Source organism: Aestuariibius violaceus, from assembly GCF_040779325.2.
Taxonomy (GTDB): Bacteria; Pseudomonadota; Alphaproteobacteria; order Rhodobacterales; family Rhodobacteraceae; genus Aestuariibius; species Aestuariibius violaceus.
Genome location: NZ_JBFONT020000004.1, coordinates 141,827 through 153,210, shown reverse-complemented (window position 1 = coordinate 153,210; position 11,384 = coordinate 141,827). Strand labels below are relative to the sequence as shown.

9 protein-coding genes are annotated in these 11,384 nt (G+C 64.9%); 5 read left to right on the top strand and 4 right to left on the bottom strand.

Translation table 11 applies throughout. The features are described from left to right. The first annotated feature begins 76 nt into the window (after window positions 1–76). The 4 genes from ftsH to folD all read left to right on the top strand — a co-directional run bounded on the left by ftsH (window position 77) and on the right by folD (window position 5,555). Window positions 77–1,993 (top strand): ATP-dependent zinc metalloprotease FtsH, encoded by a 1,917-nt coding sequence (gene ftsH / locus AADZ90_RS14620; protein WP_367310789.1) that lies wholly within the window; start codon window positions 77–79, stop codon window positions 1,991–1,993. 203 nt (window positions 1,994–2,196) lie between these two features. Further along, window positions 2,197–2,775, top strand: coding sequence for an MOSC domain-containing protein (locus AADZ90_RS14615; protein ID WP_367310790.1), 579 nt, complete (start codon window positions 2,197–2,199; stop codon window positions 2,773–2,775). A 127-nt stretch (window positions 2,776–2,902) separates the two neighbouring features. Next, window positions 2,903–4,579, top strand: coding sequence for a formate--tetrahydrofolate ligase (locus tag AADZ90_RS14610; RefSeq protein ID WP_367310791.1), 1,677 nt, complete (start codon window positions 2,903–2,905; stop codon window positions 4,577–4,579). Between the two features lie 97 nt (window positions 4,580–4,676). Continuing rightward, entirely contained in the window at window positions 4,677–5,555 is an 879-nt protein-coding gene (folD, locus tag AADZ90_RS14605) for a bifunctional methylenetetrahydrofolate dehydrogenase/methenyltetrahydrofolate cyclohydrolase FolD (protein WP_367310792.1), read from the top strand. A 117-nt stretch (window positions 5,556–5,672) separates the two neighbouring features. On the opposite strand, the gene AADZ90_RS14600 is transcribed toward folD, so the two are convergent. Next, a complete protein-coding gene (locus AADZ90_RS14600) occupies window positions 5,673–6,032 on the bottom strand; it encodes a PaaI family thioesterase (RefSeq protein WP_367310945.1) in 360 nt (119 codons plus the stop codon). A gap of 185 nt (window positions 6,033–6,217) precedes the next feature. On the opposite strand from AADZ90_RS14600, the gene AADZ90_RS14595 reads away from it, so the two are divergent. Next, complete coding sequence (locus AADZ90_RS14595; protein WP_367310946.1) at window positions 6,218–7,021, top strand: LytTR family DNA-binding domain-containing protein; 804 nt, start codon at window positions 6,218–6,220, stop codon at window positions 7,019–7,021. Here AADZ90_RS14595 and pdeM read toward each other — a convergent pair. From pdeM to AADZ90_RS14580, 3 genes are all read right to left on the bottom strand, one after another. Beyond that, window positions 7,018–7,680 (bottom strand): ligase-associated DNA damage response endonuclease PdeM, encoded by a 663-nt coding sequence (gene pdeM / locus AADZ90_RS14590; RefSeq protein WP_367310793.1) that lies wholly within the window; start codon window positions 7,678–7,680, stop codon window positions 7,018–7,020. The two genes, AADZ90_RS14595 and pdeM, sit on opposite strands and share 4 nt — an antisense overlap. A 246-nt stretch (window positions 7,681–7,926) precedes the next feature. Then, window positions 7,927–10,374 carry a ligase-associated DNA damage response DEXH box helicase gene (locus AADZ90_RS14585; RefSeq protein ID WP_367310794.1) on the bottom strand — a complete coding sequence of 816 codons (2,448 nt, stop codon included), beginning with the start codon at window positions 10,372–10,374 and terminating at the stop codon, window positions 7,927–7,929. A gap of 150 nt (window positions 10,375–10,524) precedes the next feature. Beyond that, window positions 10,525–11,340, bottom strand: coding sequence for an NAD(P)-dependent oxidoreductase (locus AADZ90_RS14580; protein ID WP_367310947.1), 816 nt, complete (start codon window positions 11,338–11,340; stop codon window positions 10,525–10,527). Between the last annotated feature and the right edge of the window lie 44 nt (window positions 11,341–11,384).

Genomic DNA, 11,384 nt, shown 5'->3' with positions numbered 1-11,384 from the left:
GGCGCTGATCTCTATCTTTATGCCGTGGTGAGCCAACCTTGACGGTGGGCTCGTCGTCATTCTTGGGAGAGTTTCCTTGGGCAACGCGAGAAACATCGCCTTCTGGGTCGTCCTCTTTTTATTGGTGGTCGTCCTGTTTCAGGTCTTCAGCGGCGGATCGAACGCCACGCTGCAGAACCGTCAGGTCAGTTATTCGGAATTCGTCGATCGGGTTCAGACAGGTGAGGTAGAGCGCGCGACGCTCGATGGGGAGCAGGTACGCTTCACGTCGCAGGGGCGGGAATACATCACGATCCGTCCGGATGATGCGCAGACGACCGAGCTGCTGGAAGCGAACGAGGTCGCCTTCGAGGCGGAGCCGCAGCGGCAATCGGGTTTCCAGACCTTCATCCTGTCGCTTCTGCCCTTCCTGCTGCTGATCGCCGTCTGGGTCTATTTCATGAACCGGATGCAGGGCGGTGGCCGCGGCGGCGCGATGGGCTTTGGCAAGTCGCGCGCAAAGCTGCTGACCGAGAAGCACGGGCGCGTCACCTTCGATGACGTGGCCGGCATCGATGAGGCCAAGGAAGAGCTGGAAGAGATCGTGGAGTTTCTGCGGAATCCTCAGAAGTTTTCGCGCCTTGGCGGCAAGATCCCGAAGGGCGCGCTGCTGGTGGGCCCTCCGGGCACGGGTAAGACGCTTCTGGCGCGCGCGATTGCGGGCGAGGCGGGCGTGCCGTTCTTTACGATCTCGGGCTCGGACTTTGTCGAGATGTTCGTGGGTGTCGGTGCAAGCCGCGTGCGCGACATGTTCGAGCAGGCGAAGAAGAACGCACCCTGCATCGTCTTCATCGACGAGATCGATGCGGTGGGCCGGTCGCGTGGCGTCGGTTATGGCGGCGGCAACGACGAACGTGAGCAGACGCTGAACCAGCTGCTGGTCGAGATGGACGGGTTTGAGGCGAACGAGGGGATCATCATCGTGGCGGCGACGAACCGTCCCGACGTGCTTGACCCCGCCCTGCTGCGCCCCGGCCGGTTTGACCGGCAGGTGCAGGTGCCGAACCCCGACATCAAGGGCCGCGAGAAGATCCTGGGCGTTCATGCGCGCAAGGTGCCTTTGGGCCCGGATGTGGATCTGCGGATCATCGCGCGGGGCACTCCCGGGTTCTCCGGGGCGGATCTGGCGAACCTCGTGAACGAAGCGGCGCTGATGGCGGCGCGCGTCGGGCGGCGGTTCGTGACGATGATCGATTTCGAGAACGCCAAGGACAAGGTCATGATGGGCGCAGAGCGCCGGTCGATGGTGATGACCGAGGACGAGAAGAAGCTGACCGCCTATCACGAAGCGGGCCATGCTGTTGTCGGTCTGAACGTTCCGCAGCACGACCCGATCCACAAGGCGACGATCATTCCGCGTGGGCGGGCCCTGGGCCTTGTGCTGTCGCTGCCGGAGCGGGATCAGCTTTCGGTCAGCTACACCAAGTACACGTCCAAGATCGCCATGGCGATGGGCGGGCGCGTGGCGGAAGAGCTGATCTTCGGGCCAGAGAACGTCACCTCTGGCGCGGCGTCGGACATCCAGCAGGTAACCAAGATCGCGCGGGCGATGGTCACGCAGTTCGGGTTCTCGGACGAGCTGGGCTATGTGGATCTGGCGAATGAACAGCAGAGCTATCTCGGCGCCTATCAGGGCCCGTCGAGCATCGCGCCCGAGACGCAGGAGCGGATCGATGCGGAGGTGAAGCGGATCATCGACGAGGGCTACGAGACGGCCAAGCGTGTCCTGACGGAGAAGGCAGACGATCTGGAGCGTCTGGCTCAAGGACTGCTGGAATACGAGACGCTGACGGGTGATGAGATCACCCGCGTTATCGCGGGTGAGCCGCCGAACAAGGGCGACGATGCGGACGACGCTCCGCCGTCCTCGGGCAGCTCTGTCACGGCGATTCCGAAAACCCGGAAGCCGAAGGATACGGGCGGGTTCGAGCCGGAGCCTGAGCCGTCGGCGTGATACCGGTCTGAGAATTGAAGCGGCCTCCTTCGGGAGGCCGTTTTCGTTTTCGGGGTTCTGATCAATTGATTGACGGTTGTCGCAGTCCAACTGCCGGGGCCGGCGGCGTCATCGGGCCGCGCCTGACCCTTATCTCCTTTCATTTCTGGTTTGCGGGCGTTGGGTGCTCCGGCGATAACATCCGAAACGGATGGAGGTTTGCGATGCCGTCGCTTGTGAAGACCGAACATGTGGGCCGGATCGTCTGGCTCGGGCGGGTGCCGGACCGGGAGGCTGCGTTGCGGTCGGAGGCTCTCAAAGAGGTCCAGGCGACCTATGCGGGTATTCCGGGGGAGGATCATGGCGGGCTGACGCGGCCGTCATGTGCACGGGTGGTGACACAGTACCCGAAGGGAACGGAGATCCGGAACGTGCGGCAGCTGTCTGTCGTGTCGTCGGAAGAGTTGGCCGCGATTGCCGAGGAGATGGGGGTTGAGAGCTTCGATCCGGGCTGGATCGGGGCGTCGGTGGTCGTCGAGGGGATTCCGGATTTCACCCATGTGCCGCCTTCCTCGCGTCTGCAGACCGGGCGGGGCACCACCTTGACAATCGATATGGAGAACCGCCCGTGCCACCTGCCCGCGCCGGTGATCGACGAGGATGCGCCGGGGCACGGGAAGGCCTTCAAGGCGGCGGCCAAGGACCGGCGGGGCGTCACCGCCTGGGTCGAGCGGGAAGGCCCGCTGGCGGTCGGTGACGAGATCACGCTGCACGTGCCCTCGCAACGCGCTTGGGCGCCGTAGCTTTCCGATCGGCTTCGTCCGTTTCCTGCCAAGGCCGCGAAACGGCACGGAAATGTCGTTTCACCGTCTCGCGCTCCCCGGTCGCTCGCGTATAGGCGAAGGAGAGTTTTGAGAGGGAAGGCGGACCATGGCCCACAAGACCGATATCGAGATTGCGCGCGAAGCGACGAAGCGGCCGATCCAGGAGATTGGCGAGGGTCTGGGTATCCCGGTGGAGCATCTGCTGCCCTTTGGGCACGACAAGGCCAAGGTCTCTGCCGAGTTCATCAAGGGACTGAACGGAAACGAGAACGGTAAGCTGATCCTTGTGACCGCGATCAATCCGACGCCCGCGGGCGAGGGAAAGACGACGACGACGGTGGGCCTTGGCGATGGGCTGAACGCGATCGGAAAGAAGACGGCGATCTGCATCCGGGAGGCCTCGCTGGGCCCTTGCTTCGGGATGAAGGGCGGCGCGGCGGGCGGTGGTTATGCGCAGGTCGTGCCGATGGAGGATATGAACCTTCATTTCACAGGCGATTTCCATGCGATCACCAGTGCGCACAATCTGCTGGCGGCGATGATCGACAACCACATCTACTGGGGCAACGCGCTGGAGATCGACGAGCGGCGGGTGACCTGGCGGCGCGTGATGGACATGAACGACCGGGCGCTGCGCGATTGCGTGACGTCGCTGGGCGGTGTGGCGAATGGATTTCCGCGGCAGACCGGGTTCGACATCACGGTCGCGTCGGAGGTCATGGCGATCCTCTGCCTTGCCACGGATCTGGACGATCTGCAGAAGCGGCTGGGCGATATTATCGTGGCATATCGGCGGGATAGGTCGCCGATCTATGCGCGCGACATCAAGGCGGACGGGGCGATGACAGTGTTGCTTCAGCAGGCGATGCAGCCCAATCTGGTGCAGACGCTGGAGAACAATCCGGCCTTTGTCCATGGCGGGCCGTTCGCGAATATCGCCCATGGCTGCAATTCGGTGATTGCCACGACGACGGCGCTGAAGCTGGCGGACTACGTCGTGACGGAAGCCGGGTTTGGGGCCGATCTGGGCGCCGAGAAGTTCATGAATATCAAGTGCCGCAAGGCGGGACTGGCGCCCGATGCGGTGGTGCTGGTGGCGACCGTGCGGGCGATGAAGATGAATGGCGGCGTCGCGAAGGGCGACCTTGGCCGGGAGGATGTGGAGGCCGTCGAGGCCGGGTGCCCGAATCTGGGGCGGCATATCGAGAATGTGAAATCCTTCGGTGTGCCGGTTGTCGTGGCGATCAACCATTTCTCGGGCGATACGGAGGCGGAGATCGCGGCGGTGAAGACCTATGTCGAGAGCATGGGGTCGGAGGCAATCCTTTGTAAGCACTGGGAAAAGGGATCTGCCGGGATCACGGATCTGGCAGAACGGGTCGCGGAGATCGCCGAAAGCGGTGTCTCTCAGTTCGCCCCCCTATATCCTGACGATATGTCGCTTTTCGACAAGATCGAGACCATCGCGAAACGCATCTACCGGGCCGACGAGGCGCTGGCCGATCAGAAGATCCGGGATCAGTTGCGGGCCTGGGAGGCGGATGGCTATGGCGACCTGCCGGTCTGCATGGCGAAGACCCAGTACAGCTTTTCGACCGACCCCAACCTGCGGGGCGCACCCGTCGGGCACGGGGTGCCGGTGCGCGAGGTGCGGTTGAGTGCGGGGGCCGGGTTTGTGGTGGCGATCTGCGGGGAGATCATGACGATGCCGGGGCTGCCGCGGGTGCCGTCGGCCGAGCAGATCGGGTTGAACGAGGCGGGTCAGATCGAGGGTCTTTTCTGAGCGAAATGGACCTGCGGCATCCGGGCGGCACTCGGTCGGCATCACGTCGGAGGGGAACGAATGTTCCGGTGAGAGAAAGTTAACGGATGGAGACGGGATGACAGCGGATGTGATCGACGGAAAGGCCTTTGCGGCGGGGATCCGGGAGAAGGTGGCGGGCCACGTGGCGCGCCTGTCCGAGGAGCATGGGATCGTGCCGGGGCTCGCCGTTGTGCTGCTCGGCGAGGATCCGGCGAGCCAGGTCTATGTTCGCTCGAAGGGGAAGATGACCCGCGAGGTGGGCATGAAGAGCATCGAGCACCGGCTGGATGCGGGCACGTCTGAAGAGGAACTGTTGTCGCTGATTGCGGAGCTGAATGCCGACCGGGAGGTGCATGGCATCCTGGTGCAGCTTCCGCTGCCCGGGCATCTGAATTCGGAAGCCGTGATCGATGCGATCGATCCGGCGAAGGATGTCGACGGGTTCCACATCTCGAATGTCGGGAAGCTTGCGACGGGGCAGGCGGCGATGGTGCCGTGTACGCCGCTGGGCTGTCTGATGATGTTGCGGGAGCAGCTTGGGGATCTGAGCGGGCTCGATGCGGTGGTGATCGGGCGGTCGAATATCGTGGGCAAGCCGATGGCGCAGCTTCTGCTGCGGGACAGTTGCACCGTCACGGTGGCCCATTCCCGCACGAAAGACCTGCCGGAGGTGGCAAAACGGGCAGATATCGTTGTCGCAGCCGTGGGGCGGCCGAAGATGGTGACGGGCGACTGGATCAAGCCGGGTGCGACGGTGATAGATGTGGGGATCAACCGGGTCGATGGAGGCCTTGTCGGTGACTGCGATTACGACAGTTGCGCGGCGGTGGCTGGAGCGATCACGCCGGTACCTGGCGGTGTGGGCCCGATGACGATCGCCTGTCTGCTCGCAAATACCGTGACGGCCTGTTGCCGGGCGCATGGATTGGCCGAGCCGGAAGGGCTGACAGCGTAGGCTTCCGCCGGTCGTTAACCTTTTGTTAACTGTTTTGCCGGAGTGATCCGAGGCAGTGGTGTAACGAAGGTTGGCCGGCGCCCGTGTGGTGGGCGTTGGCCAGCTTCGGGGTGAAACTCAAAGTGGGATCATTGTACCTTGCAGGAGCGCGATCAGCGTATCGGCCTCGGCTTGCGTCGCACGGACTTCGGCGGTTACCACCGTCAACCTGCGACCGGCGCGAACCACGCGGCCTGTTGCAAGCAAACGGTCGCCTTTCGCGGGAGCAAGCAGGTTGATCTTCATCTCGGCCGTCAAAACCTCGGACCCGTTAGGCATGAGCGAGAGGGCCGCATAGCCCGCGGCGCTGTCGCCAAGCGCAAAGGTGAGGCCGGCATGGCCATATCCATGCTGTTGGCGGGCGCCATCCACGATCGGCGCCTCGATCTCGCAAAGGCCGTCGCGGGCGCGGAGCAGGGTCGCGCCGAAGGTCTGCATGAGGCTCTGGCGGGTAAAGCTCGCGAGGATGTCATCTTCATTCACGCGGTTGACGCTAGGTCGGGACTGCCCCGCGCGCAAGAATCTTGCGATATAGGGCGCTAACATGTTGCAGACTGTCGCAGCTGGTATTGGCCTGGTCGCCTTCTGAAATAGATCAAAGAGCGGGTTCGAGAGTGACGTATATGAAGTTGGGTTTGGCAGAGGATCGCAGCCGGTGGGACGGCTTCTGGCGCGATCTCGTCGCTTACTGCCTGTCCCCGCCAACCTTCATAACGGTCGCATCGGTGACGGTGATCGTGGCGGTGGCCGGGCCGTTCGGCACTGCCGAGACCCAGTCCTTCATCGAGCGGTTCATCTACTGGGGCTTGGTTCTGTCGATTGCGATGCCGTTCGGATTTGCGTCCAAGCTCCTCATCCTGCGGCTGCGGCCTGATTTTCCGGGTTCCGTTCATGCGTTCTGCACCGCTTCTTTCTTTACGGCTCTCTACGCGCCCATGCTTTGGTGGCTCTGCGCGATCATCTCTGCGGGGCAGTCACGCGAGACGCTGTCCCTTGCGCTTTTGTCGGCTGGTCTGTGGATGCTGGCGCAATGCGTGTCGCTGGCGCGGCTTGTTCTCGACATGGATCCGATGCGGCCGTCCGCTCCGGCAGAGGTAGCGCCCGAGATGCCGGAGCCGCGGCTTGCGCGGCGGGTCGAGTTGACGCCGGGGGCGCGGATCGTGCGACTGACGGCAGAGGGGCATTTCGTCGACGTCCATAGTGATGACGGGCGTGTTCAGCGGATCCGGCTGCGGTTTGCGGATGCAGTGGATGAGATGGAAGGTGTGCCTGGCTATTGCGTCCACCGGTCCCATTGGGTCGCCGTTGCGGCGATCGCTTCGCGCGAGCGGGAGAGCGGGCGGGACTTCGTGCGGCTGCAGGATGGCTCTCGCGTGCCGGTGGGGCGCAAGTACAAGCCTCAGCTGGTTGAGGAAGGCGTAATCTAGGCGGCGGCGCTGCGCGGCATCGGGACGGGGATTGCACGGCGGCCGGTCAGAACAGCGATGGCGCCGGGGCGCATGATCTTTTGCAGGACAGGCGCTTCGCAGGCGAGCCCGCCGGTATAGGCGCCGTAGGCGGGCAGGACCACACGGGTGTCGTCGTAGAGGAAGGCCGGGCGGGACTGGCCGCGGACCGAGGCCTTCGGGTGGTAGTGGCCCGAGAGCTCGGGCGTGGCGTCGGTCGCGATGTGGCGGAAGGCGAGGGGGCCTTCGCGATGCTCGGCGAGAGGCGTGCCGCCGAAGCCGTCAAGCGGGCCGGGGTCGTGGTTGCCTTCGACCCAGAGCCAGGTGCGGTTCTGCTGGAGCGTGGCGATGGCATTGCGGTCGTCCGTGGTCAGGCTGTCGGCGGCTTCCCGGTCGTCGAAGCTGTCGCCAAGGCAGAGGATCGCCGCCGGGTCGGTGGCTGCAATGTCGGCGGCGAGGCGGGAGAGGGTGGCCGGCGTCTCGTAGGGGGGAAGCATGGTGCCGCGGCGGCGGGCGACGCGTTCGGACTTGCCGAGATGGAGGTCGGATACGACGAGGAGCCGCCTTGCGGGCCACCAGAGGGCGCCGGTGGGGAGCGCGTGGAGATCGGCACCGGCCAGGGTGAAGACATGGGCGTTCATGGGACGTTCTATGTGCCAGAGGCTGGCATTTGCGTCTAGAGGGGCGTGGGGTCAGGTGTGGTGGCGGTGGCTTTGCTTCGGCATTGGCCGTGCAAGTTGCTCCTGCTGCAATGAGTATTTTTGGCCAGATGAAGGATGGGGCTTTCTCTGAAAGGGGCGCGTTAAGGTTAATGGCGGTTGGGGGTGTTGCGGTTCGGGACGGACGTGGTCGGGCTTCGCTGGGGCGGTTTGTGACGGGGTCCGGATCTACCAGGGAACGCGCCATTTGGGGCGTTCGGGTTCGGGGGCGAGGCCGTCGAGGCCGGAAGCGGCCATCAGGCGGTCGGCGTGCTCTTCAAGGAGGCGTTCCTGGCCGGCGCCTTTGACCGGGACGCGGCCCGCTTCGAGAAAGAGGGGAGCGGCCAGCGGCGTGACGCGGTCGAGGTGGAGATGGTCGATGCGGCCTTGGATGCGGGCGGCCATTTCCTCGATCCGGCCGAAATCGACGAGGCCGCGGGTCGCTTCCTCGCGCGTGATGTCGAGGAGGAGGTGGTCGGGGTCGTATTTCTGAAGTGTGTCGTAGAGGATGTCGCTCGAGAATGTCGCCTGGCGTCCGGTCTTGCGGGATTGCGGCGTGTTGCGTTCGATGAGGCCCGCGATGGTGGCCGATTGCTTGAAGGTTCGCTTCATGACGGCGTTGCCCTTGAGCCAGGTTTCCAGCCCCTCGCGCAGATTGCGGGCCTCGAAGAGCGGTTCGGGATCGTCGAGCGGCTCGAGCCCCCAGATCAGGAGCGCGTAGTCGGTGGTGACGAAGCCAAGCGGGTCGAGGCCGCGTTCCTCCATCCTTTGGGTCAGGAGAAGGCCGAGGGTCTGCATCGCGTTGCGGCCGGCGAAGCCATAGACGACGGTCTGGCAGCGGCCCTCGAAGGGGAAGCTTTCGATCAGCAGGCGGTCCGGTTCGGGGAGCTTCGAGACCTGGCGTTGGAGGGCCAGCCAATCGGCGGTGTGTTGCGGCAGTTCGGGCCAGGACGGCTGTTGGAACATCCGCAGGATGCGGTGGGAGAGCTGGGTGGAGGTTGCGAACTTGGTGCCCATGAAGGTCGCGATGCGCGGCTTGTCGGACGGGCGGCGCGTGACCTCGACCGTCATCTGGTTGAGGCCTTCGTAGCGGACGATCTGACCGCCGATCAGGAAGGTGTCGCCGGCGGTGAGGGTGGCGGCGAAGCCTTCCTCGACCTCCCCGAGCGGCTTGCCGCCGCCGCGATGCTTGAGGCGCACCTTCAGCGTGTCGGTGTCCATGATCGTGCCCATGTTCATGCGGATATTGCGGCTCGCGCGCGGGTCGCGGAGGTGCCATGTGCCGCCCGTTTGCTTGAGGCGCTGCCACTTGTCATAGGCGCGGAGCGCGTAGCCCCCGGTGGCGCAGAAATCGAGGCAGGCGTCGAACTGGGGGCGGGTGAGGGTGCGATAGGCGCCTGCCGTGATGACCTCCGCGTAGAGTTGGTCAGCGTCGAAGGGGCCTGCACAGGCGGTGAGCAGGACATGCTGGCAGAGGACATCGCGCGGGCCGGGGCCTTTTGGGTCGCCGTCGAGGTCGTGATCCTTGACCGCTTCGAGGGCGGCGACGCATTCTACAACTTCGAAGCGGTTCGCGGGGACGAGGAGGGCCTTCGAGGGGGCGTTGTAGCGGTGATTGGCGCGGCCGATCCGCTGAACGAGGCGCTTGACGTTTTTCGGGGCGCCGATCTGGATGACGAGGTCCACGTCGCCCCAGTCGATCCCGAGATCGAGAGAGCCGGTGCAGACGATGGCGCGGAGGTCGCCGCGGACCATCGCGGCCTCGACCCGCTCGCGCTGTTCGCGGGCCAGCGAGCCGTGGTGGATGCCGATGGGCAGGTCGTCTTCGTTGGCGAGCCAGAGGTTATGGAAGAAGATCTCGGCCTGGGCGCGGGTGTTGTGGAAGATGAGGGTCGTCTTGTGCTGCCGGACCTGGTCGAGCACGGCGGGGATCGCGTATTTGGCGCCGCCGCCCGCCCAGGGGGGCAGCTCTTCGGTGGTGAGCATCCGGATGTCGGGCTCGGGCCCCGGGTCGGCGTTGATGATCAGCGTCGGGTCGGGGTGGTGGGCGAGCTGGTCGGCGATGGCCTGGGGATCTTCGACCGTGGCGGAGAGGCCGATGCGTTTGAGGCCGGGTTCCAGCGTCTGGAGGCGGGCGAGGGCGAGCATGAGCTGGTCGCCGCGTTTGGATTCCGCCAGCGCGTGGATCTCGTCGACGATGACGCGCCTGAGGCCTTTGAAGATGCGGGGGGCGTCCTCATAGCTGGTCAGAAGCGCGAGGCTTTCGGGGGTCGTCAGCAGGATATGGGGTGGGTCGGCGCGCTGGCGGCGTTTCTGGGTGTAGGACGTGTCGCCGGTGCGGTCCTCGACGCGGATCGGCAGGCCCATTTCGGTGACGGGGGTCGTCAGGTTGCGGCGAATGTCGGCGGCGAGCGCCTTGAGCGGAGAGACGTAGAGGGTGTGGAGGCCGTCCCGGGGGGTGTGATGCAGGTCGATGAGGGTAGGCAGGAAGCCCGCGAGCGTCTTGCCCCCGCCCGTGGGCGCGATGAGGAGCAGGGACGGCGCATCGGCCGCGTCGAGCATGTCCTGCTGGTGGGGGTGGATCGTCCAGCCTTTGGAGGCGAACCAGTCAACGAAGGTCTGGGGCAGGGTGGTCATGGGGTGGATGTAGGCGGGGATCTGTCAGTGTCCGCTGTCCATATGTGTGGTGAGGGAGGGAGCCTCCGGCGGGAGTATTTTCGGCCAGATGAAGGGGAGGGGTAGGCCCTTTGCCAGAGCAGGGCGCGTTAAGGTTAAGGCTTGTGGAGGTTAATGGCTTGGGTGGCGATGGCTCGGGAGTATTGGCGCTCTTCGGGGTGTCAGGGCCCGGATTTTCCGGCGGATTTGGGTGAGGAGCGTTGTGTCGGTTTCGCCGGGGAGGGCGTCGAGGGCGGCGTCGATATCCTTGGTCAGGAGACCGATGGAGTTATCCTCGGCCCAGCCGTCGCGGGCGAATTCGATCTCGTCGAAGCCTTCTGTGAGCCAGTTGCGGCCGGAAGAGCTGTTGAGAAGAGCGAGGAAGGCCGCCTCGTCGAGGCCCGCGGCGTCGGACCAGTCGAGAACCTGGCGGGTCATGGCGACCGATGTTGCTGCGAGGAGGTTGTTGAGAACCTTGGCCTGCATCCCGGCACCGAGCGGGCCCATGCGGTGGACATGGGCGCCCATGGCCTGAAAGAGCGGCATGAGATGGTCGATCTCGCCCGGATCCCCGCCGAGCATGAAGGACAGGCGGGCCTTTTGCGCGGCGATCCGGGCGCCGGACATGGGAGCATCGATCAGGTGGATCCTTTCCGGCAGGCGGTCCTGGAGCTTGGTGATGTAGCGGGGTGAGACCGTTGACGAGATGATCAGGTGCGTGAGATCCGGCGCATGGTCGAGCAGACCCTGGTCATTGAAGAGAAGCGCGTCGGTCTGGGCGGCGTCGCGGACGACGGTGATCAGGATGCGGAGGTCGCGTGCGAAGCTGGTCGGATCTGTCGTGATGTCGGGGCCGAGGCCATCGCGGATGTCGAAGCCGTGCGCGTCGACGCCTGCCTTCCGGAGAGCCTGCAGCATTGGGTGCCCCATCCGGCCGCAGCCGGCCACCCCGATGCCGTGAAATCCGCGCCCGCCAGTTTCGCCACTGGAGG